At 57.9% G+C, this 23152-nt stretch carries 20 protein-coding genes; 17 read left to right on the top strand and 3 right to left on the bottom strand.

What is annotated here, in order from left to right; all coding sequences use genetic code 11:
* The 16 genes from KB892_RS21420 (at position 1) to mutT (ending at position 20130) form a co-directional block, all read left to right on the top strand.
* Positions 1 to 1767 (top strand): peptidoglycan glycosyltransferase FtsI, encoded by a 1767-nt coding sequence (locus KB892_RS21420; RefSeq protein ID WP_002888559.1) that lies wholly within the window; start codon positions 1 to 3, stop codon positions 1765 to 1767.
* The gene (gene murE / locus KB892_RS21415) at positions 1754 to 3241 is read left to right on the top strand and encodes a UDP-N-acetylmuramoyl-L-alanyl-D-glutamate--2,6-diaminopimelate ligase (RefSeq protein WP_004147071.1); all 1488 of its coding nucleotides are present in this window, start codon (positions 1754 to 1756) and stop codon (positions 3239 to 3241) included. Before KB892_RS21420 ends, murE begins: the two co-directional genes overlap by 14 nt.
* Positions 3238 to 4596, top strand: coding sequence for a UDP-N-acetylmuramoyl-tripeptide--D-alanyl-D-alanine ligase (gene murF / locus KB892_RS21410; RefSeq protein ID WP_002888561.1), 1359 nt, complete (start codon positions 3238 to 3240; stop codon positions 4594 to 4596). The genes murE and murF overlap by 4 nt, the downstream gene beginning before the upstream one ends.
* Positions 4590 to 5672 carry a phospho-N-acetylmuramoyl-pentapeptide-transferase gene (mraY, locus tag KB892_RS21405; RefSeq protein ID WP_002888562.1) on the top strand — a complete coding sequence of 361 codons (1083 nt, stop codon included), beginning with the start codon at positions 4590 to 4592 and terminating at the stop codon, positions 5670 to 5672. The genes murF and mraY overlap by 7 nt, the downstream gene beginning before the upstream one ends.
* A gap of 2 nt (positions 5673 to 5674) precedes the next feature.
* Complete coding sequence (gene murD / locus KB892_RS21400) at positions 5675 to 6991, top strand: UDP-N-acetylmuramoyl-L-alanine--D-glutamate ligase (protein ID WP_004151364.1); 1317 nt, start codon at positions 5675 to 5677, stop codon at positions 6989 to 6991.
* On the top strand, positions 6991 to 8265 hold the full coding sequence (gene ftsW, locus KB892_RS21395) for a cell division protein FtsW (RefSeq protein ID WP_002888565.1): 1275 nt from the start codon (positions 6991 to 6993) through the stop codon (positions 8263 to 8265). The genes murD and ftsW overlap by 1 nt, the downstream gene beginning before the upstream one ends.
* Complete coding sequence (gene murG / locus KB892_RS21390; RefSeq protein ID WP_002888566.1) at positions 8262 to 9332, top strand: undecaprenyldiphospho-muramoylpentapeptide beta-N-acetylglucosaminyltransferase; 1071 nt, start codon at positions 8262 to 8264, stop codon at positions 9330 to 9332. The genes ftsW and murG overlap by 4 nt, the downstream gene beginning before the upstream one ends.
* A 47-nt stretch (positions 9333 to 9379) precedes the next feature.
* Positions 9380 to 10855, top strand: coding sequence for a UDP-N-acetylmuramate--L-alanine ligase (gene murC, locus KB892_RS21385; protein ID WP_004145947.1), 1476 nt, complete (start codon positions 9380 to 9382; stop codon positions 10853 to 10855).
* Entirely contained in the window at positions 10848 to 11768 is a 921-nt protein-coding gene (locus KB892_RS21380; protein ID WP_002888623.1) for a D-alanine--D-alanine ligase, read from the top strand. The genes murC and KB892_RS21380 overlap by 8 nt, the downstream gene beginning before the upstream one ends.
* 1 nt (position 11769) lies before the next feature.
* A complete protein-coding gene (ftsQ, locus tag KB892_RS21375) occupies positions 11770 to 12600 on the top strand; it encodes a cell division protein FtsQ (RefSeq protein WP_002888624.1) in 831 nt (276 codons plus the stop codon).
* The gene (gene ftsA / locus KB892_RS21370; RefSeq protein WP_002888625.1) at positions 12597 to 13859 is read left to right on the top strand and encodes a cell division protein FtsA; all 1263 of its coding nucleotides are present in this window, start codon (positions 12597 to 12599) and stop codon (positions 13857 to 13859) included. The genes ftsQ and ftsA overlap by 4 nt, the downstream gene beginning before the upstream one ends.
* 62 nt (positions 13860 to 13921) lie before the next feature.
* Positions 13922 to 15073 carry a cell division protein FtsZ gene (gene ftsZ / locus KB892_RS21365; RefSeq protein ID WP_002888628.1) on the top strand — a complete coding sequence of 384 codons (1152 nt, stop codon included), beginning with the start codon at positions 13922 to 13924 and terminating at the stop codon, positions 15071 to 15073.
* Between the two features lie 100 nt (positions 15074 to 15173).
* Positions 15174 to 16091 carry a UDP-3-O-acyl-N-acetylglucosamine deacetylase gene (gene lpxC, locus KB892_RS21360; protein WP_002888632.1) on the top strand — a complete coding sequence of 306 codons (918 nt, stop codon included), beginning with the start codon at positions 15174 to 15176 and terminating at the stop codon, positions 16089 to 16091.
* Positions 16092 to 16413: 322 nt separating this feature from the next.
* Positions 16414 to 16911 carry a secA translation cis-regulator SecM gene (gene secM / locus KB892_RS21355; RefSeq protein ID WP_002888635.1) on the top strand — a complete coding sequence of 166 codons (498 nt, stop codon included), beginning with the start codon at positions 16414 to 16416 and terminating at the stop codon, positions 16909 to 16911.
* 62 nt (positions 16912 to 16973) lie between these two features.
* Complete coding sequence (gene secA, locus KB892_RS21350; protein ID WP_002888638.1) at positions 16974 to 19679, top strand: preprotein translocase subunit SecA; 2706 nt, start codon at positions 16974 to 16976, stop codon at positions 19677 to 19679.
* 58 nt (positions 19680 to 19737) lie between these two features.
* Positions 19738 to 20130, top strand: coding sequence for an 8-oxo-dGTP diphosphatase MutT (gene mutT, locus KB892_RS21345; protein WP_002888641.1), 393 nt, complete (start codon positions 19738 to 19740; stop codon positions 20128 to 20130).
* 52 nt (positions 20131 to 20182) lie between these two features.
* Here the strand turns inward: mutT and yacG are convergent, their stop codons facing one another.
* The 3 genes from yacG to coaE are packed head-to-tail and all read right to left on the bottom strand — an operon-like array spanning position 20183 to position 21750.
* Positions 20183 to 20377, bottom strand: a complete 195-nt coding sequence (gene yacG / locus KB892_RS21340) for a DNA gyrase inhibitor YacG (RefSeq protein WP_002888644.1) — start codon at positions 20375 to 20377, stop codon at positions 20183 to 20185.
* A 9-nt stretch (positions 20378 to 20386) separates the two neighbouring features.
* Positions 20387 to 21130 (bottom strand): cell division protein ZapD, encoded by a 744-nt coding sequence (gene zapD / locus KB892_RS21335; protein ID WP_002888645.1) that lies wholly within the window; start codon positions 21128 to 21130, stop codon positions 20387 to 20389.
* The gene (coaE, locus tag KB892_RS21330; RefSeq protein WP_002888649.1) at positions 21130 to 21750 is read right to left on the bottom strand and encodes a dephospho-CoA kinase; all 621 of its coding nucleotides are present in this window, start codon (positions 21748 to 21750) and stop codon (positions 21130 to 21132) included. Before coaE ends, zapD begins: the two co-directional genes overlap by 1 nt.
* A gap of 343 nt (positions 21751 to 22093) precedes the next feature.
* Here coaE and KB892_RS21325 point away from each other — a divergent pair, with 343 nt between their 5' ends.
* Positions 22094 to 23137 (top strand): GMP reductase, encoded by a 1044-nt coding sequence (locus KB892_RS21325; protein ID WP_004145938.1) that lies wholly within the window; start codon positions 22094 to 22096, stop codon positions 23135 to 23137.
* The last annotated feature ends 15 nt before the right edge of the window (positions 23138 to 23152 follow it).

Raw genomic sequence — 23152 nt, 5'->3', positions numbered from 1 at the left:
ATGAAAGCAGCGCCAAAAACGCCTAAAGCAAAACGTCAGGAAGAACAGGCCAACTTTATCAGTTGGCGTTTTGCGTTGCTGTGCGGCTGTATTCTGCTGGCGCTGGCTTTTCTGCTGGGTCGCGTCGCCTGGCTACAGGTGATCAGCCCCGATATGCTGGTGCGCCAGGGCGATATGCGTTCTCTGCGCGTACAGGAAGTGTCCACCGCGCGCGGGATGATTACCGATCGCTCCGGACGTCCGCTGGCGGTCAGCGTGCCGGTGAAGGCTATCTGGGCCGACCCGAAAGAGCTCCATGACGCCGGCGGGGTTACCCTGGATACGCGCTGGAAAGCGCTGGCGGATGCCCTCAATATGCCGCTGGATCAGCTGGCGACGCGCATCAATACCAATCCGCGGATGCGGTTTATCTATCTGGCGCGTCAGGTTAACCCTGACATGGCCGATTACATCAAGAAGCTGAAGCTGCCGGGCATTCATCTGCGTGAAGAATCCCGTCGGTACTACCCTTCCGGGGAAGTAACCGCTCACCTCATCGGCTTTACCAACGTCGATAGCCAGGGGATTGAAGGGGTTGAAAAAAGCTTTGATAAATGGCTTACCGGTCAGCCGGGCGAGCGTATCGTGCGTAAAGACCGCTATGGCCGGGTAATTGAAGACATCTCTTCTACCGATAGCCAGGCAGCGCACAACCTGGCGCTGAGTATCGACGAACGCCTGCAGGCGCTGGTCTATCGCGAGCTAAACAACGCCGTGGCCTTTAACAAAGCCGAGTCGGGCAGCGCCGTGTTAGTAGATGTTAACACCGGTGAAGTGCTGGCGATGGCCAACAGCCCATCCTATAACCCGAACAACTTCGCCGGTACGGCAAAAGACACCATGCGTAACCGTGCGATTACCGACGTGTTTGAGCCGGGTTCGACGGTGAAACCGATGGTGGTCATGACGGCGCTGCAGCGCGGTATCGTCAACGAAAATACCGTGCTCAATACCGTGCCTTATCGAATTAACGGCCACGAAATCAAAGACGTGGCGCGCTACAGCGAATTGACCCTGACCGGGGTGCTACAGAAGTCGAGTAACGTCGGTGTTTCTAAGCTGGCGTTAGCGATGCCGTCCTCAGCGTTAGTAGATACTTACTCACGTTTTGGGCTTGGAAAGGCGACCAATTTGGGGTTGGTCGGAGAACGCAGTGGCTTATATCCTCAAAAACAACGGTGGTCTGACATAGAGAGGGCCACCTTTTCTTTCGGCTATGGGCTAATGGTAACCCCGTTACAGTTAGCGCGAGTCTACGCAACGATTGGCAGCTATGGCATCTATCGCCCGTTGTCGATTACCAAAGTTGATCCTCCGGTTCCGGGCGAGCGCGTCTTCCCGGAATCACTCGTTCGTACCGTCGTTCATATGATGGAAAGCGTGGCGCTGCCCGGCGGCGGCGGTGTGAAAGCGGCGATCAAAGGCTATCGCATCGCGATTAAAACCGGTACGGCGAAAAAAGTGGGGCCGGATGGCCGCTATATCAACAAATATATTGCTTACACCGCAGGCGTTGCGCCCGCCAGCCATCCGCGCTTCGCGCTGGTGGTGGTGATCAACGACCCGCAGGCAGGTAAATACTACGGTGGCGCCGTTTCCGCGCCGGTCTTCGGTGCCATCATGGGCGGCGTATTGCGCACCATGAACATCGAGCCGGATGCGCTGGCAACGGGCGAAAAAAGTGAATTTGTAATTAATCAAGGCGAGGGAACAGGTGGCAGATCGTAATTTGCGCGACCTACTCGCTCCATGGGTGCCAAACGCACCGGAGCGCATTCTGCGAGAGATGACGCTGGACAGCCGGGTGGCTGCTTCCGGCGATCTCTTTATCGCGGTACAGGGTCATCAGGCGGACGGGCGTCGTTATATCCCGCAGGCGATAGCGCAAGGTGTGGCTGCCATTATTGCTGAAGCGCAGGGCGAAGCTAAAGACGGTGAGATCCGTGAAATGCACGGCGTGCCGGTTATCTACCTGAGCCAGCTTAACGAACGCTTATCGGCGCTGGCCGGGCGTTTTTATCATCAGCCGTCGCAGCAGCTGCGTCTGGTGGGCGTCACCGGCACCAACGGGAAAACCACCACCACTCAGCTGCTGGCGCAGTGGGCAAAGCTGCTCGGCGAAACCAGCGCGGTGATGGGGACCGTCGGTAACGGTCTGCTGGATAAAGTCGTTCCAACTGAAAACACCACCGGTTCCGCGGTGGACGTTCAACATGTGCTCTCCAGTCTGGTCGGGCAGGGGGCTACCTTCGGCGCGATGGAAGTCTCCTCCCATGGTCTGGTACAGCACCGCGTAGCGGCCCTGCAGTTTGCCGCCTCGGTGTTTACCAATCTCAGCCGCGATCATCTCGACTACCATGGCGACATGGAGCACTACGAAGCGGCGAAATGGCTGCTGTACTCCACCCATCATTGCGGTCAGGCCATCGTCAATGCTGACGATGAAGTCGGTCGTCGCTGGCTGGCAAAACTGCCGGACGCGGTGGCGGTATCGATGGAAGATCATATCAACCCGAATTGCCACGGCCGCTGGCTAAAGGCCACCGCGGTGAACTATCACGACAGCGGGGCGACCATCCAGTTTGACTCCAGCTGGGGCAAGGGCGAAATCGAAAGCCGCCTGATGGGCGCCTTTAACGTCAGCAATCTGCTGCTGGCGCTGGCCACGCTGCTGGCGCTGGGCTATCCGCTGGCCGATCTGCTGAAGAGCGCAGCGCGTTTACAGCCGGTGTGCGGCCGTATGGAAGTGTTCAGCGCGCCGGGTAAACCTGCCGTGGTGGTGGATTATGCCCATACGCCTGACGCGCTGGAAAAAGCGCTGCAGGCGGCACGCCTGCACTGCAGCGGCAAGCTGTGGTGCGTCTTCGGCTGCGGCGGCGACCGCGACAAAGGTAAACGTCCGTTGATGGGCGCTATCGCGGAAGAATTTGCCGACATCGTGGTCGTGACTGACGATAACCCGCGCACCGAAGAGCCGCGGGCGATTATCAACGATATTCTGGCCGGCATGCTCGATGCAGGTCAGGCGAAGGTGATGGAAGGCCGCGCGGAAGCGGTGACCAACGCCGTGATGCAGGCGAAAGAGAACGACGTGGTGCTGGTGGCGGGTAAAGGCCATGAAGATTACCAGATCGTCGGCAACCGCCGTCTGGATTATTCCGACCGCGTGACCGTCGCGCGTCTGCTGGGAGCGGTAGCATGATTCGCTTTACGTTAAGTCAACTTGCCGCGATCGCCCATGGCGAACGGCAGGGTAGCGATGTCGCTATCGACGAGGTGACCACCGATACCCGTAAAGTGACGGCGGGCTGCCTGTTTGTGGCGCTGAAAGGGGAGCGTTTCGACGCCCATGATTTTGCCGAACAGGCGAAAGCGGCGGGCGCCGGCGCGCTGCTGGTGAGTCGTCCGCTGGCCTGCGATCTCCCGCAGGTGATTGTGAACGATACCCGGCAGGCTTTCGGTGAGTTAGCCGCCTGGGTGCGTCAGCATGTGCCGACTCGCGTCGTCGCCCTGACCGGCTCGTCCGGTAAAACCTCGGTTAAAGAGATGACCGCGGCGATCCTCAGCCAGTGCGGCAACACGCTGTATACCGCCGGCAACCTGAACAACGATATCGGCGTCCCGATGACGCTACTGCGGCTGACCAAAGAGCATCAGTACGCGGTGATCGAACTCGGCGCCAACCACCAGGGCGAAATCGCCTGGACCGTCAGCCTGACGCGTCCGGAAGCGGCGCTGGTCAACAACCTTGCTGCGGCGCACCTGGAAGGTTTCGGTTCGCTGGCGGGCGTGGCGAAGGCGAAGGGCGAAATCTATACCGGTCTGCCGGAAAATGGCATCGCCATCCTCAATGCCGACAATAACGACTGGCTGAACTGGCAGGCGGTGATTGGCGATCGCAAAGTGTGGCGCTTCTCGCCGAACGCGGCGAACAGCGATTTCACGGCGACCAACGTGCAGATCACTAGCCACGGCACCGAATTTACGCTGCAGACCCCAACCGGCAACGTTGACGTACTGCTGCCGCTGCCGGGACGCCACAACATCGCTAATGCGCTGGCCGCCACTTCGCTGGCGATGGCGGTAGGCGCCGATTTGGCGGCGGTGAAAGCCGGACTGGCGCAGCTGCAGGCCGTTCCGGGACGTCTGTTCCCGATCCGGCTGACCGAGAGCCAGCTGCTGCTGGATGATTCCTATAACGCTAACGTTGGTTCGATGACCGCGGCGGTGCAGGTGCTGTCAGAGATGCCCGGCTTTCGCACGATGGTGGTCGGCGATATGGCAGAGCTTGGCGCGGAGAGCGCGGCCTGCCATCGCGAAGTCGGCGAAGCGGCGAAAGCGGCGGGTCTGGATTGCGTCCTCAGCGTCGGTGCCTTGAGCGCGGATATCAGCCGCGCCAGCGGCGTGGGCGAACATTTTAACGATAAAGCCGCCGTGGTGGCTCGCCTGCGCGAGCTGCTGGCGGAGCACAAAATAATGACCATTTTAGTGAAGGGTTCACGTAGTGCCGCCATGGAAGAGGTAGTACGCGCATTACAGGAGACTGGGACATGTTAGTATGGCTGGCCGAACACTTGGTCAAATATTATTCCGGCTTTAACGTCTTTTCATATCTGACGTTTCGCGCCATCGTCAGCCTGCTGACCGCGCTGTTCATCTCGTTGTGGATGGGCCCGCGCATGATCGCCCGTCTGCAAAAACTCGCCTTTGGCCAGGTCGTACGTAACGACGGCCCGGAGTCTCATTTCAGTAAACGCGGTACTCCGACCATGGGCGGGATCATGATCCTCACCGCGATCACCGTTTCCGTTCTGCTGTGGGCCTATCCATCTAACCCGTACGTCTGGTGCGTACTGACGGTATTAATCGGCTACGGCATCATCGGTTTCGTTGATGATTACCGTAAAGTCGTGCGCAAAGATACCAAAGGCCTGATCGCCCGCTGGAAGTATTTCTGGATGTCGGTGATCGCCCTGGGCGTGGCCTTCGCGCTGTATCTGGCGGGGAAAGATACCCCGGCAACCGAGCTGGTGGTGCCGTTCTTTAAAGACGTAATGCCGCAGCTGGGGCTGTTCTATATCTTGCTGGCCTACTTCGTTATCGTCGGTACCGGCAACGCCGTCAACCTGACCGACGGCCTCGACGGCCTGGCGATTATGCCGACCGTTTTCGTCGCGGCAGGCTTTGCGCTGGTGGCATGGGCCACCGGCAACATGAATTTTGCCAACTACCTGCATATCCCGTATCTGCGCCACGCTGGCGAGCTGGTGATCGTCTGTACGGCGATTGTCGGGGCGGGGCTGGGCTTCCTGTGGTTCAACACCTACCCGGCGCAAGTCTTTATGGGCGACGTCGGTTCACTGGCGCTCGGCGGCGCGTTGGGCATTATCGCCGTGCTGCTGCGTCAGGAGTTCCTGCTGGTGATCATGGGCGGGGTTTTCGTGGTGGAAACGCTGTCGGTTATTCTGCAGGTCGGCTCCTTTAAGCTGCGCGGTCAGCGCATCTTCCGCATGGCGCCGATCCACCACCACTATGAACTGAAAGGCTGGCCGGAGCCGCGCGTTATCGTGCGCTTCTGGATTATTTCGCTGATGCTGGTGCTGATTGGCCTGGCGACGCTGAAGGTACGTTAATCATGGCAGATTATCAGGGTAAAAAAGTCGTCATTATTGGGCTGGGTATGACCGGCCTGTCATGCGTGGACTTTTTCATGGCGCGCGGCGTAACCCCGCGCGTGATGGACACCCGCGTCGCGCCTCCGGGGCTGGATAAATTACCCGAATCGGTCGAATGCCATGTCGGCGGACTCAATGATACCTGGCTGCTGGCGGCGGACCTGATTGTCGCCAGTCCGGGGATTGCGCTGGCCCATCCTTCGCTCAGCGCAGCGGCCGACGCTGGCGTAGAGATCGTTGGCGATATCGAACTGTTCTGCCGCGAAGCGCAGGCGCCGATTATCGCCATTACCGGTTCTAACGGCAAAAGCACTGTTACTACCCTGGTGGGCGAGATGGCGAAAGCCGCTGGAGTTAACGTCGGCGTGGGCGGCAATATCGGCCTGCCGGCGCTGATGCTGCTGGACACCGATCGAGAGCTGTATGTGCTGGAGCTCTCCAGCTTCCAGCTGGAAACCACCTCCAGCCTGCAGGCGGTGGCGGCAACCATCCTCAACGTGACTGAGGACCATATGGACCGCTACCCGCTGGGGCTGCAGCAGTATCGCGCGGCGAAGCTGCGGATTTACGAGAATGCGAAGACCTGCGTGGTGAACGCGGACGATGCGCTCACCATGCCGGTACGCGGGGCGGACGAACGCTGCATTAGCTTTGGCGTCGATGTCGGTGACTACCACCTTAACCGCCAGCAGGGCGAAACCTGGCTGCGCGTTAAAGGTGAGAAAGTCCTCAATGTGAAAGAGATGCCTCTCACCGGTCAGCATAACTACAGCAACGCCCTGGCGGCGCTGGCGCTGGCCGATGCCGCGGGTCTGCCGCGGGCCAGCAGCCTGAAGGCGCTGACCACCTTTACCGGTCTGGCGCACCGTTTCCAGCTGGTGCTGGATCACAACGGCGTACGCTGGATTAACGACTCGAAGGCGACCAACGTCGGCAGCACCGAGGCGGCGCTGAACGGCCTGCAGCTGGACGGCACGCTCTATCTGCTGCTGGGCGGCGACGGCAAGTCCGCTGATTTTACCCCGCTGAAGCGCTACCTCGGCGGCGATCGTATTCGCCTGTACTGCTTTGGTCGCGATGGCGCCGAGCTCGCTGAGCTGCGTCCTGAGGTGGCGGTACAAACTGAGACTATGGAACAGGCGATGCGTCAGATTGCTCCCCTGGTGAAAGCGGGGGACATGGTTCTCCTGTCGCCGGCCTGCGCTAGCCTGGATCAGTTTAAGAACTTTGAACAACGGGGCGAGATGTTTGCCCGTCTGGCGAAGGAGTTAGGTTGATGCGTTTCTCTCTCCCACGCCTGAGAATGCCGCAGCTGAGCCTGCCTCGGCTGAGACTGCCGCGATTGCCGGGGATGTTTATTTTCGCCTGGCTATTCGCTGCGCTGAAAGGCTGGGTGATGGGCTCGCGCCCGAAAGATAACGACAGTCTGGTGATGTATGACCGGATGCTGCTATGGCTGACCTTCGGCCTGGCGGCGATCGGCTTTATTATGGTGACCTCGGCGTCGATGCCGGTCGGACAGCGCCTGGCGAACGATCCTTTCCTCTTCGCCAAGCGTGACGGCCTGTACATTGTGCTGGCCTTCGCGCTGGCGATGATTACGCTACGTCTGCCGATGGATTTCTGGCAGCGCCACAGTACCGCGATGCTGATCGCCTCGATCGTCATGCTGCTGATCGTACTGGTAGTAGGCAGCTCGGTAAACGGCGCATCGCGCTGGATAGCCCTTGGTCCGCTGCGTATTCAGCCGGCGGAGTTCACCAAGCTGTCGCTGTTCTGCTACATCGCCAACTATCTGGTGCGTAAAGCCGACGAAGTGCGTAACAACCTGCGCGGCTTCTTAAAACCGATGGGCGTGATTTTCGTACTGGCCATCCTGCTGCTGGCGCAGCCTGACCTCGGTACCGTGGTGGTCCTGTTCGTCACCACGCTGGCGATGCTGTTTCTCGCCGGCGCGAAGCTGTGGCAGTTCATCGCCATTATCGGCATGGGTATTTCGGCGGTGGTCCTGCTGATCCTCGCCGAACCATACCGTATTCGCCGCGTGACCTCCTTCTGGAACCCGTGGGAAGACCCGTTCGGCAGCGGCTACCAGCTGACCCAGTCGCTGATGGCTTTCGGCCGCGGCGAGATGTGGGGGCAGGGCCTCGGCAACTCGGTGCAAAAACTGGAGTATTTACCGGAAGCGCACACTGACTTTATCTTCGCCATTATCGGCGAAGAACTCGGTTATATCGGTGTGGTACTGGCGCTTTTAATGGTATTCTTCGTCGCTTTCCGCGCCATGTCGATTGGCCGTAAAGCGCTGGAGATCGATCATCGCTTTTCCGGCTTCCTCGCCTGTGCGATTGGTATCTGGTTTAGCTTCCAGGCGTTAGTTAACGTCGGCGCGGCGGCGGGGATGCTGCCGACGAAAGGTCTGACGCTGCCGCTGATCAGTTATGGTGGTTCCAGTCTGTTGATTATGTCGACGGCCATTATGTTGTTGTTGCGAATTGATTATGAAACGCGTCTGGAAAAAGCCCAGGCGTTTACACGGGGTGTGCGATGAGCGGTCAGGAAAAGCGGTTGATGGTGATGGCGGGCGGTACCGGCGGGCATGTGTTCCCGGGACTGGCGGTCGCGCACCATTTAATGGACCAGGGCTGGCAGGTTCGCTGGCTGGGTACCGCCGATCGTATGGAAGCGGATTTAGTGCCGAAAAACGGCATCGAAATTGATTTTATCCGCATCTCCGGCCTGCGTGGCAAAGGTATCAAAGCGCAGCTACTGGCGCCGGTGCGTATTTTTAACGCCTGGCGTCAGGCGCGGGCGATCATGAAGCGTTTCCAGCCGGACGTGGTGCTGGGTATGGGCGGCTATGTTTCCGGGCCTGGCGGTCTGGCGGCGTGGTCGCTGGGGATCCCGGTGGTCCTCCACGAGCAAAACGGCATTGCCGGCCTGACTAACAAGTGGCTGGCGAAGATTGCGAAGAAAGTGATGCAGGCGTTTCCCGGCGCGTTCCCGCATGCGGACGTCGTTGGGAACCCGGTGCGCACCGATGTACTGGCGCTGCCGCTGCCAGGTCAGCGTCTGGTTGGCCGTCAGGGGCCGATTCGCGTGCTGGTGGTCGGTGGCTCTCAGGGCGCGCGCGTCCTGAACCAGACGATGCCGCAGGTGGCGGCGAAGCTCGGCGCTACGGTGACCATCTGGCATCAAAGCGGCAAAGGCGGCCAGCAAACCGTGCAGCAGGCCTATGCCGCCGCCGGACAGCCGCAGCATAAAGTGACGGAATTTATTGATGACATGGCCGCGGCGTATGCCTGGGCAGATGTTGTGGTTTGCCGTTCCGGCGCGCTGACGGTTAGCGAAATCGCGGCCGCAGGTTTACCAGCGCTGTTTGTCCCGTTCCAGCACAAAGATCGTCAGCAGTACTGGAATGCGCTGCCGCTGGAGAAAGCCGGCGCGGCGAAAATTCTTGAACAGCCTGAGTTCACGGTAGAGGCGGTTGCCTCTACCCTGGCGAGCTGGGATCGGGAAACCTTGCTGGATATGGCGGAACGAGCGCGTGGCGCTTCGATTCCGGACGCTACCGAGCGGGTAGCAGAAGAGGTCAGCGCCGTAGCTTTGGCGCGCTAATTGCGGTGATTTTCACCGCCCGAATACAGAAGTTGATGGCGTAAAGAATGAATACACAAGATTTGGCAAAACTGCGTTCCATAGTGCCCGAGATGCGTCGCGTTCGGCACATTCACTTTGTCGGCATCGGCGGTGCCGGTATGGGCGGTATTGCCGAAGTGTTGGCTAACGAAGGTTACCAGATCAGCGGCTCCGACCTGGCGCCGAATCCGGTGACCCAGCAGCTGTCGCAGCTTGGCGCCACCATTTATTTCAACCATCGCCCGGAAAACGTGCGTGATGCCAGCGTGGTTGTCGTTTCCAGCGCGATTTCGGCAGATAACCCGGAAATCGTTGCCGCGCATGAGGCGCGTATCCCGGTGATCCGTCGTGCCGAAATGCTGGCGGAACTTATGCGCTTTCGCCACGGGATCGCCATTGCCGGGACCCACGGCAAAACCACCACCACCGCGATGGTATCCAGCATTTACGCCGAGGCCGGGCTGGACCCGACCTTCGTCAACGGCGGACTGGTAAAAGCGGCGGGCGTACATGCCCGTCTTGGCCATAGCCGTTACCTGATCGCGGAAGCGGATGAGAGCGACGCGTCGTTTCTGCATCTGCAGCCGATGGTGGCCATTGTCACCAACATCGAAGCCGATCACATGGATACCTACCATGGCGACTTTGAGAATCTGAAGCAGACCTTTATCAACTTCCTGCACAACCTGCCGTTCTACGGACGCGCGGTGATGTGCGTGGACGATCCGGTGATCCGGGAATTGCTGCCGCGCGTTGGCCGGCAGATCACCACCTATGGTTTTAGCGACGACGCCGACGTGCGCGTCGAGGACTATCGTCAGGTTGGGGCGCAGGGGCATTTCCGCCTGGTACGCCAGGATAAAGCGATCCTGCAGGTGACGCTCAATGCCCCGGGACGCCATAACGCGCTGAACGCGGCGGCGGCCGTCGCCGTGGCGACGGAAGAGGGGATTGACGATCGGGCTATTCTGCGCGCACTGGAGAGCTTCCAGGGAACAGGACGCCGCTTTGATTTTCTTGGCGAGTTTCCGCTGGCCGAAGTCAACGGCAAACCGGGCAGCGCGATGCTGATCGATGATTACGGTCACCACCCGACGGAAGTGGACGCCACCATTAAAGCAGCGCGCGCCGGCTGGCCGGATAAAAACCTGGTGATGGTATTCCAGCCGCACCGTTATACCCGTACCCGCGATCTGTATGATGATTTTGCCAACGTGCTGACCCAGGTGGATGCCCTGCTGATGCTGGACGTCTATCCGGCGGGCGAAGCGCCGATCCCGGGCGCCGACAGCCGCTCGCTGTGCCGCACCATTCGCGGCCGCGGGAAAGTGGATCCGATCCTGGTGCCCGATTCGGCCCAGGCCGCGGAGATGCTGGCGTCAGTCCTGACCGGCAACGATTTAGTACTGGTGCAGGGCGCCGGTAACATCGGTAAAATCGCCCGCCACCTGGCTGAAATCAAACTGATCCCGCAAAAAACGGAGGAGGAGCGCCATGGCTGATAAAATCGCGGTGCTTTTCGGTGGAACCTCCGCTGAACGTGAAGTGTCGCTGAATTCAGGCGCGGCGGTGCTGGCCGGGCTGCGTGAAGGCGGGGTGGACGCCCATCCGGTCGACCCGCGCGATGTTGATATTACCCAGCTAAAAAAGCAGGGCTTTAAGAAAGCGTTTATTGCCCTCCACGGCCGCGGCGGGGAAGATGGCACTCTGCAGGGGCTGCTGGAGTTAATCCAGCTGCCTTATACCGGCAGCGGCGTGATGGCTTCGGCGATTTCAATGGATAAACTGCGCAGCAAGTGGCTGTGGCAGGGCGCCGGATTACCGGTCGCGCCGTGGGTGGCGCTGACCCGCGCCCAGTTTGCCGCCGGGCTGTCTACTGACGTCGAACAGCAAATTGCGGCGCTGGGTCTGCCGGTCATCATCAAGCCGAGCCGTGAAGGCTCCAGCGTCGGGATGTCGAAAGTCAGCGAAAGTTGTGATTTAGCGAGTGCATTGGCGTTGGCTTTTCAGCATGATGATGAAGTTTTGGTCGAAAAATGGCTCAGTGGACCGGAATTTACCGTCGCCATAGTCGGTGAAGAAATTTTACCGTCAATACGTATCCAGGCCGCGGGAACCTTCTATGATTATGAGGCGAAGTATCTCTCTGATGAGACGCAATATTTCTGCCCAGGATTTGAAGATCCCGCGCGTGAGTCAGCTATTCAGAACCTGGTGCTTAAAGCCTGGAATGTTCTGGGTTGCAAAGGCTGGGGCCGTATTGACGTGATGCTGGACAGCGATGGCCAGTTTTATCTGCTGGAAGCGAATACTTCCCCGGGCATGACCAGCCATAGCCTTGTGCCAATGGCGGCGCGTCAGGCAGGAATGAGCTTCTCCCAGCTTGTTGTACGAATTCTGGACCTGGCGGGGTGATATGTCGCAGGCTGCGCTGAATACGCGGAACCATGAAGAAGAGGCTTCTTCTTCGCGTCGGAGTAATGGAACGCGGCTGGCAGGGATCGTTTTCCTGCTCGCGGTGCTGTTTACCGTGCTGGTCAGCGGGTGGATGGTTCTTGGCTGGATGGAAGATGCGCAGCGCTTACCGCTGTCGAAGATGGTGGTGACCGGCGAGCGCCACTATACGCGCAATGATGACATCCGTCAGGCGATCCTGGCGCTGGGTTCGCCGGGTACCTTTATGACTCAGGATGTGAACATCATCCAGAGCCAGATTGAACGTCTGCCGTGGATTAAGCAGGCGAGCGTCCGAAAGCAGTGGCCCGATGAATTGAAGATTCATCTGGTTGAATATGTGCCGATTGCGCGCTGGAATGATCAACATATGGTGGATGCAGAAGGAAATGCCTTCAGCGTGCCGGCGGATCGCACCAGCAAACAGAATTTACCGATGTTATACGGTCCCGAAGGCAGCGAGAACGAAGTGCTGCAGGGGTATCGTGACATGGGGCAGGTGCTGGCAAAGGATAAATTCACGTTGAAAGTGGCGGCGATGACCGCCCGTCGCTCCTGGCAGTTGACGCTTAATAATGACATCAAGCTCAACCTTGGCCGTGGCGATACCATGAAACGGCTTCAGCGCTTTATGGAACTCTACCCGGTTCTTCAGCAGCAGGCGCAGACCGACGGCAAACGGATTAGCTACGTTGATTTGCGTTATGACTCGGGTGCGGCAGTGGGCTGGGTACCTGCTCCCGCAGAGGAAACTAATCAACAACAGAATCAGGCACAGGCAGAACAACAATGATCAAGGCGACGGACAGAAAACTGGTAGTTGGACTGGAGATTGGCACCGCCAAGGTGGCCGCTTTAGTAGGGGAAGTTCTGCCCGACGGCATGATCAATATCATCGGCGTGGGCAGTTGCCCATCGCGTGGTATGGATAAAGGCGGTGTGAACGACCTCGAGTCGGTGGTGAAATGCGTACAGCGCGCCATCGACCAGGCCGAACTGATGGCGGATTGCCAGATTTCATCAGTTTATTTGGCACTTTCGGGTAAACATATAAGCTGTCAGAATGAAATCGGGATGGTACCGATTTCGGAAGAAGAAGTGACGCAGGACGACGTCGAGAACGTGGTCCACACCGCGAAGTCGGTTCGCGTTCGCGATGAACATCGTGTCCTGCACGTGATTCCGCAGGAATATGCTATCGACTACCAGGAAGGGATTAAAAACCCGGTAGGGCTGTCCGGCGTGCGTATGCAGGCGAAGGTGCATCTGATCACCTGCCATAACGATATGGCAAAAAACATTGTTAAAGCAGTGGAACGTTGTGGTCTGAAAGTTGACCAACTTATTTTCGCCGGGTTAGCGGCCAGTTATTCGGTATTAACAGAAGACGAACGTGAGCTGGGCGTCTGCGTTGTGGATATCGGCGGTGGTACAATGGATATCGCCGTCTACACCGGCGGCGCATTGCGTCACACCAAAGTGATCCCGTATGCCGGCAACGTGGTGACCAGCGATATCGCCTATGCCTTCGGTACGCCGCCGAGCGATGCCGAAGCGATTAAGGTTCGTCACGGATGCGCATTGGGTTCCATCGTCGGTAAAGACGAAAACGTCGAAGTACCGAGCGTTGGTGGACGTCCTCCGCGTAGCCTGCAGCGTCAGACGTTGGCAGAGGTGATTGAACCGCGCTATACCGAGCTGCTTAACCTGGTCAATGAAGAGATCCTGCAGCTGCAGGAACAGCTCCGCCAGCAGGGTGTTAAACATCATCTGGCGGCGGGGATTGTGTTAACCGGCGGCGCGGCGCAAATTGAAGGTCTGGCGGCCTGTGCGCAGCGCGTGTTCCATACTCAGGTGCGCATTGGCGCGCCGCTGAACATCACCGGTTTAACCGACTATGCCCAGGAGCCGTATTATTCAACGGCGGTGGGGCTGCTGCACTACGGGAAAGAGTCACATCTCAGTGGTGAAGCGGAAGTAGAAAAACGCGTGACGGCCTCAGTGGGCTCGTGGATTAAGCGACTCAACAGCTGGCTGCGAAAAGAGTTTTAATTTTTTAAGAGAACGCAGACAATTAGCGTTCTCAGGCGACAGGCACAAGACGGAGAGAAACTATGTTTGAACCTATGGAACTGACCAACGACGCGGTGATTAAAGTCATCGGCGTCGGTGGCGGCGGCGGTAACGCCGTTGAACACATGGTGCGCGAGCGCATTGAGGGTGTTGAATTCTTCGCGGTAAACACCGATGCGCAGGCGCTGCGTAAGACGGCGGTTGGCCAGACTATCCAGATCGGTAGCGGTATTACCAAAGGTCTGGGCGCGGGCGCGAACCCGGAAGTCGGCCGTAACGCGGCTGATGAAGACCGTGAAGCGCTGCGCGCAGCCCTTGATGGCGCAGACATGGTGTTCATCGCGGCAGGCATGGGCGGCGGTACCGGTACCGGCGCGGCGCCCGTAGTCGCGGAAGTGGCGAAGGATCTGGGGATCCTCACCGTTGCGGTGGTCACTAAGCCGTTTAATTTTGAAGGTAAGAAGCGCATGGCGTTCGCTGAGCAGGGGATCACCGAGCTGTCCAAGCACGTTGACTCACTGATCACCATCCCGAACGACAAGCTGCTGAAGGTCCTGGGTCGTGGAATTTCCCTGCTCGACGCATTCGGCGCGGCAAACGACGTCCTGAAAGGCGCGGTGCAGGGTATCGCCGAACTGATCACCCGTCCGGGTCTGATGAACGTCGACTTCGCGGACGTCCGTACCGTGATGTCTGAAATGGGCTACGCGATGATGGGCTCCGGGGTGGCGAGCGGTGAAGACCGTGCGGAAGAAGCGGCTGAAATGGCTATCTCTTCTCCGCTGCTGGAAGATATCGACCTGTCAGGCGCGCGCGGCGTGCTGGTCAACATTACTGCGGGCTTCGACCTGCGTCTGGACGAGTTCGAAACTGTGGGTAACACCATCCGTGCTTTTGCCTCGGATAATGCGACCGTGGTTATCGGTACCTCTCTGGACCCGGATATGAACGACGAGCTGCGCGTGACCGTAGTGGCGACCGGTATTGGCATGGATAAGCGTCCGGAAATCACCCTGGTAACCAACAAGCAGGTTCAGCAGCCGGTGATGGATCGTTACCAGCAGCATGGTATGTCGCCGCTGACGCAAGAGCAGAAGCCGGCAGCCAAAGTGGTGAACGACAATACGCCGCAAACCGCGAAAGAGCCGGATTATCTGGATATCCCAGCCTTCCTGCGTAAGCAAGCCGATTAAGAATCGACTGGAAGTTGGGCATCTGCGCTCTTTGTGCTAAACTGGCCTCCCGATAGTGGTGTACACTTCGGTTGGATAGGTAAATTGGCGAGATTATACGATGATCAAACAAAGGACTCTTAAACGTATCGTTCAGGCGACTGGCGTCGGTTTGCATACCGGCAAGAAAGTCACACTGACGTTACGCCCTGCGCCGGCAAATACCGGGGTCATCTATCGTCGCACCGACTTGAATCCACCGGTAGATTTTCCGGCTGATGCCAAATCTGTGCGTGATACCATGCTCTGTACTTGCCTGGTTAATGAGCATGACGTGCGGATTTCTACGGTTGAACACCTGAACGCCGCATTGGCTGGCCTGGGTATCGACAACATTATTGTTGAAGTCGATGCGCCGGAAATCCCGATTATGGACGGCAGTGCGGCTCCGTTCGTTTATCTGTTGCTGGACGCCGGCATTGATGAACTGAACTGCGCCAAGAAATTTGTACGTATCAAAGAGACGGTTCGCGTTGAAGATGGCGACAAATGGGCTGAATTCAAACCGTACAATGGTTTTTCGCTGGACTTCACCATCGATTTTAACCATCCAGCGATTGATGCCAGCACCCAGCGCTATACGCTGAACTTCTCGGCCGATGCGTTCATGCGTCAGATTAGCCGTGCGCGTACCTTCGGTTTTATGCGCGATATCGAATATCTGCAGTCCCGCGGCCTGTGCCTGGGCGGCAGCTTCGATTGTGCCATCGTTGTTGACGATTATCGCGTACTGAACGAAGACGGTCTGCGCTTTGAAGACGAATTTGTTCGCCACAAAATGCTGGATGCGATCGGTGACCTGTTTATGTGTGGTCACAACATTATCGGCGCATTCACGGCGTACAAATCGGGTCACGCGTTGAACAACAAACTGCTGCAGGCGGTTCTGGCAAAACAGGAAGCCTGGGAGTATGTGACCTTCGAAGACGACGCAAAACTGCCAATGGCGTTCCGCGCACCGTCGATGGTTCTGGCGTAAGCCTGACCATTCAGTAAATTCGACTGGTAACCTGGTACTCTCTCCGACCAGGGAGCCAGTCGTTTTTCTTTTATAGCACCCTCCAGTTATTTTCGCTGCGATCCCTGGATAATAATTAGCGTGCGTTCGCTGCTTTATTAAGCGTTTTCGCCGGGCAATCGCCTTCATTCATGCTGCCTCAGGCCGGTATTAATGTTAGTATTTGAGCGCAAAATTATTTCTCAGGGTTGCTTTACCCCGTGGACATCAGGTTGTCCTGCGAAAAACATCAATAAAGAGACAGCCTGAACGACGACGGGTCTAGCAAAGAAAGGTAATGAACGTGAGTGGATTGCTGACGCGCTGGCGACAGTTTGGCAGACGGTATTTTTGGCCGCATCTCCTGTTGGGGATGGTCGCGGCCAGCCTCGGCCTGCCTGCGTTAAGCAACGGTCACGAGACCGCGGCGCCAGCGAAGGCGACCGCCAGCAATCACAATCCGAGCAAGGTTAATTTCTCTCAGCTGGCGCTGCTGGAGACGAATCGCCGGCCCAGCTTTACCGTCGACTACTGGCATCAGCACGCCATTCGCACCGTTATTCGTCATCTCTCCTTCGCCATGGCGCCGCAGGCGCTGCCGGTGGCGGAAGAAACTTCCCCGCTGCAGGCTCAGCATCTGGCGCTGCTCGACACCCTCAGCGCGCTGCTGACGCAGGACAGCACGCCGCCGGTGGTGATCCGCCAGGCGGGTTACATCCCTTCTTCATATTCTGCCTTCCGCGTCAGCGCCTGGATAAGCCAGGTGGCGGGGATCCGCGCAGGGCCTCAACGTCTCAGCTGAAAATAACCACGGACCATCCTATTTTTTGTGACTCCGCACCGCGGGGCGTTTGAGATTTTATTATGCTTATCAAAATGTTAACCAAGGTTTTCGGCAGCCGTAACGACCGTACGCTGCGTCGTATGCGCAAAGTCGTCAATATCATCAACGGCATGGAACCGGCGATGGAAAAACTCTCTGATGACGAGCTGAAAGCGAAAACCGCTGAATTCCGCGCGCGCCTGGAAAAAGGCGAAACGCTGGAAAGCCTGATCCCTGAAGCTTTCGCCGTCGTTCGCGAAGCCAGTAAGCGCGTATTCGGCATGCGCCACTTCGACGTCCAGCTGCTGGGCGGTATGGTGCTTAACGATCGCTGCATCGCCGAGATGCGTACCGGTGAAGGTAAAACCCTGACCGCGACCCTGCCGGCGTACCTCAACGCGCTAACCGGCAAAGGCGTTCACGTAGTGACCGTCAACGACTATCTGGCCCAGCGTGACGCCGAAAATAACCGCCCGCTGTTTGAATTCCTGGGCATGACAGTTGGCATCAACATGTCCGGCCTGCCGGCGCCGGCGAAGCGTGAAGCTTACGCTGCCGATATCACCTATGGCACCAACAACGAATACGGCTTCGACTACCTGCGCGACAACATGGCCTTCAGCCCGGAAGAGCGCGTTCAGCGTAAATTGCACTATGCGCTGGTGGATGAGGTGGACTCCATCCTGATCGATGAGGCGCGTACGCCGCTGATCATTTCCGGCCCGGCGGAAGACAGCTCTGAAATGTACCGCAAGGTAAACAAAATCATCCCGCATCTGATCCGCCAGGAAAAAGAGGATTCGGATACTTTCACTGGCGAAGGCCACTTCTCGGTGGATGAAAAAGCGCGTCAGGTTAACCTGACCGAACGTGGTCTGGTGCTGATTGAAGAGCTGCTGGTACAGGAAGGTATTATGGATGAAGGTGAGTCCCTGTACTCTCCAACCAACATTATGCTGATGCACCACGTTACCGCCGCGCTGCGCGCCCATGCGCTGTTCACCCGCGACGTTGACTACATTGTCAAAGATGGCGAAGTTATCATCGTCGATGAGCACACTGGCCGTACGATGCAGGGCCGCCGCTGGTCCGATGGTCTGCACCAGGCCGTTGAGGCCAAAGAGGGCGTGGAGATCCAAAACGAGAACCAGACTCTGGCCTCTATCACCTTCCAGAACTACTTCCGTCTGTACGAGAAGCTGGCGGGGATGACCGGTACAGCCGATACCGAAGCCTTTGAATTCAGCTCTATCTATAAGCTGGATACCGTGGTTGTACCGACCAACCGTCCGATGATCCGTAAAGACATGGCGGATCTGGTCTATATGACCGAAGCGGAAAAAATTCAGGCTATTATCGAAGATATCAAAACTCGTACCGCTGCCGGTCAGCCGGTGCTGGTGGGGACTATCTCGATCGAAAAATCTGAAGTGGTTTCCCGCGAACTGACTAAAGCTGGCATCAAGCACAACGTCCTGAACGCCAAATTCCACGCCAGCGAGGCGGATATCGTCGCCCAGGCGGGCTACCCTTCCGCGGTGACCATCGCTACCAACATGGCGGGTCGTGGTACCGATATTATGCTCGGCGGTAGCTGGCAGGCGGAAGTCGCTGCGCTGGAAAACCCAACGCCAGAGCAGATTGAGAAAATCAAAGCCGACTGGCAGGTACGCCACGATGCGGTACTGGCCGCAGGCGGTCTGCACATCATCGGTACCGAGCGTCATGAATCTCGCCGTATCGATAACCAGCTGCGCGGCCGTGCTGGTCGTCAGGGGGATGCCGGTTCTTCCCGCTTCTACCTGTCAATGGAAGATGCCCTGATGCGTATCTTCGCCTCCGATCGCGTGTCTGGCATGATGCGTAAACTGGGAATGAAACCAGGTGAGGCGATTGAGCACCCGTGGGTCACCAAGGCGATCGCCAACGCCCAGCGTAAAGTGGAAAGCCGTAACTTCGATATCCGTAAGCAGCTGCTGGAATATGATGATGTGGCCAACGACCAGCGCCGGGCGATCTACACCCAGCGTAACGAGCTGCTGGACGTGTCTGACGTCAGCGAAACCATCAACAGCATCCGCGAAGACGTCTTTAAGGCGACGATCGATGCCCATATTCCGCCGCAGTCGCTGGAGGAGATGTGGGATATCGAAGGTCTGCAGGAGCGTCTGAAAAACGACTTCGACCTCGACCTGCCAATCAAAGAGTGGCTGGATAAAGAGCCGGAGCTGCATGAAGAGACCCTGCGCGAACGTATTCTGCAGAGCGCGGTAGAAACCTACCAGCGTAAAGAAGAAGTGGTCGGCGCCGAGATGATGCGCCACTTCGAGAAAGGCGTGATGCTGCAGACTCTGGATTCGCTGTGGAAAGAGCACCTGGCGGCGATGGATTACCTGCGCCAGGGTATCCACCTGCGCGGCTATGCGCAGAAAGATCCGAAGCAGGAGTACAAGCGCGAATCGTTCTCAATGTTTGCCGCGATGCTGGAGTCACTGAAGTATGAAGTGATCAGCACCCTGAGCAAAGTCCAGGTGCGGATGCCGGAAGAAGTCGAGGCGATGGAACAGCAGCGTCGTGAAGAGGCCGAGCGCCTGGCGCAGATGCAGCAGCTCAGCCATCAGAGCGATGATGAAGCCGCAGCCCAGGATCTGGCGGCGCAAACCGGCGAACGTAAAGTGGGCCGTAACGATCCGTGCCCGTGCGGCTCCGGCAAAAAGTACAAACAGTGCCACGGCCGTCTGAGCTAAGGTCTGATAAAACAAACAAAGGCGCAGAGTTCTGCGCCTTTTTTATGGAGCGCATTCAATGAAAAAACTGCAAATCGCCGTCGGGATAATTCGCAATCCGCAAGGCGAAATCTTTATTACCCAGCGCGCCGCCGATGCCCATATGGCGAATAAGCTGGAGTTCCCGGGCGGGAAAATTGAATCTGATGAGACGCCTGAGCAGGCGCTAATCCGCGAACTGCAGGAGGAGGTTGGGATTACGGTCACCGCCTCTTCGCTCTTTGATAAGCTGGAGTATCAGTTCCCCGATCGCCATATTACGCTGTGGTTTTTCCTCGTGGAAAGTTGGCAAGGCGAGCCGTGGGGTAAAGAAGGGCAGCCGGGTCGGTGGATGGCGGGACCAACGTTGGATCCGGCGGCGTTTCCTCCGGCGAATGAACCGGTTATCAGCAAACTTATCGCCCAGGGCTGAGCCCCGGGGCGCGAGGCTAACCCGCCAGGCGCCGGGTTAGCTTGCCATCAAATCAGGGTTGCTGCTCGCTCCAGTCATCGCTATCGGAGAGATCCCCCGCGCTGGGGATGCGCTTCTCTTCCGCAGCCCATTCTCCCAGATCGATCAGTTGGCAGCGCTTGCTACAGAACGGACGAAACGGACTCTGCTCGCCCCACACCACAGTTTTGCCGCAGGTCGGGCAGTTGACGATAGTCTCTTCTGACATGTTATCTCCTTAACAGCAGGCCAGTTCAAAATCAAAGCGCTCCGGCACGATCCCATATTCACTGTCCAGCGCCAGGAAACGGATGGCGAAACGGCTCTTATGGCCGGAAATTTGCGGATAAAGCTGGTGAGCCAGATCGAGACGCAGGCGCAGCAGATCGGCATCTTCGCCATTATCCTGATAAAAGCCGTTGAGGCTGGTCTGTTTGCGGAACAGCGCGGAGTTGCGGATAAGATCGAGGATCAGGCTCAGGGACTGGACCAGCGGATCGAGGCTGGCAAGCCAGCTGGCCACCTGCTCGTCGCGATGCGCCTGTGGCATATGGAGCCAGATATGCAGGGTCGGTAAATCGAAGCTGCAGCAGCCGCCAGGAATACTCAGGCGCTGACGCACCAGCGCAATCAGGCGATCTTCACGCAGAAACTGACCAATGCGCGGCGCGGCCATCAGGGTGCTGGAGGACTGCTTCAACTGGTGGCGCAGCTCGTTTATGCGCTCCTGATCGACGCCCGGCACTTCTGCCCATGACTGGAGCTTACGCTGCTGGCGTTCCAGCTCTTTAACCAGGTCAGTGCGCACCTCGCCGCGCTCCAGGACATCCAGCAGATCGCCGGCGTTACGGAAAAAATGGAGCGCATCGGCATGGCTGGCAATCTGCGGATGGAAAGCCATCTGCTGGATCAGAAATTCGATGCGCAGCCAGGTGCGCATTTTCTCATTAAGAGGATGTTCAAACAGAACGGGGGTATGCATTACGAGTTTTCCTGTGAGGCGGCCTGCGATGCCAGCGTTAAATACTTTTCGTGCAGGCGGGCAACATCCGATGCCACTGCATCCGGCGTGCCAGTGTTTTCAATAACATCGTCCGCGACGGCCAGGCGCTGCTGGCGCGTGGCCTGGGCGGCAAGAATATGTTCAGCATGTTCGCGGCTGACCTTATCGCGCAGCATGGTGCGTTCGATTTGCGTCTCTTTCGGCACATCGACGACCAGTACGCGATCGGCCTGGCCGGACAGGCGGTTTTCGACCAGCAAAGGTACGACCCAGAGGAGATAAGGGGAGGTGGCGGCCTGCATCTGGCGGCGCGTTTCCTGCTGAATCAGCGGGTGCAACAGCGCATTGAGCCAGGCTTTTTCCTCCACGTGAGCAAAAATTTTTTCCCGCAGCAGGCGGCGGTTCAGCGTGCCGTCGGGGGCAATCATCTGTGGTCCAAAGTGGCCGACAATGGCCTGGAGCGCCGGGGTACCGGGCTCGACCACCTGACGGGCGATAACATCGGCATCGATAACCTTAACCCCAAGCTGCGCGAAGGCGTCGGCGACCGTACTTTTACCGCTGCCGATCCCGCCTGTTAACGCGACTGTGTACCCCATATCTTCTGACCCTGAAACGGATTGCTCGTATTTTTTGCAGGCAGACAGCGATGACTGGCAGCGCGCCGGGGAGGCGACAGTGAGCATGTCGTGAGGGCCCCGCGCCAACCGGGATCGCCGTCCGCTATACTGTTTGTTTTAATCAAGCAAATCAAATGGTTAAAAACAATACTCCGGCAGGGGAAGGCATAGGCGCCTTTTTCTCCATTCACCAGGTAAATTTATACGATTGTAGCGTAAAAAAAGTGAAAATCGCAGTCTTGCGCGGGCCTGATTCGCGCGTATGATAACGTCACTGGAGTTGTGCTCTCACATTCATGCCATTAACCCCAGGAATTCGCACATGCGTATTGAAGAAGATCTGAAGCTTGGTTTCAAAGACGTTCTTATCCGCCCGAAACGCTCTACCCTCAAAAGCCGTTCTGATGTTGAGCTGGAACGTGAATTCACCTTTAAACATTCAGGCCTGACCTGGTCCGGCGTGCCGATTATTGCGGCTAACATGGATACCGTCGGCACCTTCAGCATGGCTAAAGCGCTGGCCACTTTTGGTATTCTGACCGCGGTACATAAGCACTACACCGCTGAAGAATGGCTGGCGTTTACCCAGGGCGCATCCGCAGACGTACTCAAGCATGTGATGGTTTCCACCGGCACGTCCGATGCGGATTTCGAAAAAACCCAGCAGATCCTCTCTCAGAACCCACAGCTGAATTTTGTGTGTATCGACGTCGCCAACGGCTACTCCGAGCACTTTGTACAGTTCGTGGCGAAGGCGCGCGAAGCCTGGCCGCAAAAAACTATCATCGCCGGGAACGTGGTCACCGGTGAAATGTGCGAAGAGCTGATCCTCTCCGGCGCCGATATCGTCAAAGTTGGCATCGGCCCGGGATCCGTCTGCACCACCCGCGTTAAGACCGGGGTCGGCTATCCGCAGCTCTCCGCCGTGATTGAGTGTGCCGATGCGGCGCACGGCCTTGGCGGCCAGATCATCAGCGACGGCGGTTGCACCATGCCGGGCGATGTGGCGAAAGCCTTCGGCGGCGGCGCTGATTTCGTGATGCTTGGCGGCATGCTGGCGGGCCATGAAGAGAGCGGCGGAACCATCGTTGAAGAGAACGGAGAGAAATTCATGCTGTTCTACGGCATGAGCTCCGAGTCGGCGATGACCCGCCATGTGGGCGGTGTCGCGAAATACCGCGCGGCGGAAGGCAAAACCGTTAAGCTGCCTTTGCGTGGACCAGTGGAGAATACCGCACGTGATATTCTCGGCGGTCTGCGTTCTGCCTGCACCTACGTTGGCGCCTCGCGTCTGAAAGAGCTGACCAAGCGTACGACCTTTATCCGCGTTCAGGAACAAGAGAACCGGGTATTCAATAGCCTGTAATCGGCTGCACTGGCG

It is taken from the genome of Klebsiella sp. P1927, assembly GCF_018204675.1.
GTDB lineage: Bacteria > Pseudomonadota > Gammaproteobacteria > Enterobacterales > Enterobacteriaceae > Klebsiella > Klebsiella pneumoniae.
This window is presented reverse-complemented; position numbering and strand designations above follow the sequence as displayed.

Excerpts from the sequence above, each read along its gene's own strand:
- murD (WP_004151364.1), top strand. The coding sequence starts at position 5,675 with ATGGCAGATTATCAGGGTAAAAAAGTCGTCATTATTGGGCTGGGTATG.
- murG (WP_002888566.1), top strand. The coding sequence starts at position 8,262 with ATGAGCGGTCAGGAAAAGCGGTTGATGGTGATGGCGGGCGGTACCGGC.
- coaE (WP_002888649.1), bottom strand. The coding sequence starts at position 21,750 with ATGGGGTACACAGTCGCGTTAACAGGCGGGATCGGCAGCGGTAAAAGT.
- murF (WP_002888561.1), top strand. The coding sequence starts at position 3,238 with ATGATTCGCTTTACGTTAAGTCAACTTGCCGCGATCGCCCATGGCGAA.
- yacG (WP_002888644.1), bottom strand. The coding sequence starts at position 20,377 with ATGTCAGAAGAGACTATCGTCAACTGCCCGACCTGCGGCAAAACTGTG.
- KB892_RS21380 (WP_002888623.1), top strand. The coding sequence starts at position 10,848 with ATGGCTGATAAAATCGCGGTGCTTTTCGGTGGAACCTCCGCTGAACGT.
- mraY (WP_002888562.1), top strand. The coding sequence starts at position 4,590 with ATGTTAGTATGGCTGGCCGAACACTTGGTCAAATATTATTCCGGCTTT.
- KB892_RS21420 (WP_002888559.1), top strand. The coding sequence starts at position 1 with ATGAAAGCAGCGCCAAAAACGCCTAAAGCAAAACGTCAGGAAGAACAG.
- ftsA (WP_002888625.1), top strand. The coding sequence starts at position 12,597 with ATGATCAAGGCGACGGACAGAAAACTGGTAGTTGGACTGGAGATTGGC.
- secA (WP_002888638.1), top strand. The coding sequence starts at position 16,974 with ATGCTTATCAAAATGTTAACCAAGGTTTTCGGCAGCCGTAACGACCGT.
- ftsW (WP_002888565.1), top strand. The coding sequence starts at position 6,991 with ATGCGTTTCTCTCTCCCACGCCTGAGAATGCCGCAGCTGAGCCTGCCT.
- lpxC (WP_002888632.1), top strand. The coding sequence starts at position 15,174 with ATGATCAAACAAAGGACTCTTAAACGTATCGTTCAGGCGACTGGCGTC.
- murC (WP_004145947.1), top strand. The coding sequence starts at position 9,380 with ATGAATACACAAGATTTGGCAAAACTGCGTTCCATAGTGCCCGAGATG.
- ftsZ (WP_002888628.1), top strand. The coding sequence starts at position 13,922 with ATGTTTGAACCTATGGAACTGACCAACGACGCGGTGATTAAAGTCATC.
- mutT (WP_002888641.1), top strand. The coding sequence starts at position 19,738 with ATGAAAAAACTGCAAATCGCCGTCGGGATAATTCGCAATCCGCAAGGC.
- ftsQ (WP_002888624.1), top strand. The coding sequence starts at position 11,770 with ATGTCGCAGGCTGCGCTGAATACGCGGAACCATGAAGAAGAGGCTTCT.
- zapD (WP_002888645.1), bottom strand. The coding sequence starts at position 21,130 with ATGCATACCCCCGTTCTGTTTGAACATCCTCTTAATGAGAAAATGCGC.
- KB892_RS21325 (WP_004145938.1), top strand. The coding sequence starts at position 22,094 with ATGCGTATTGAAGAAGATCTGAAGCTTGGTTTCAAAGACGTTCTTATC.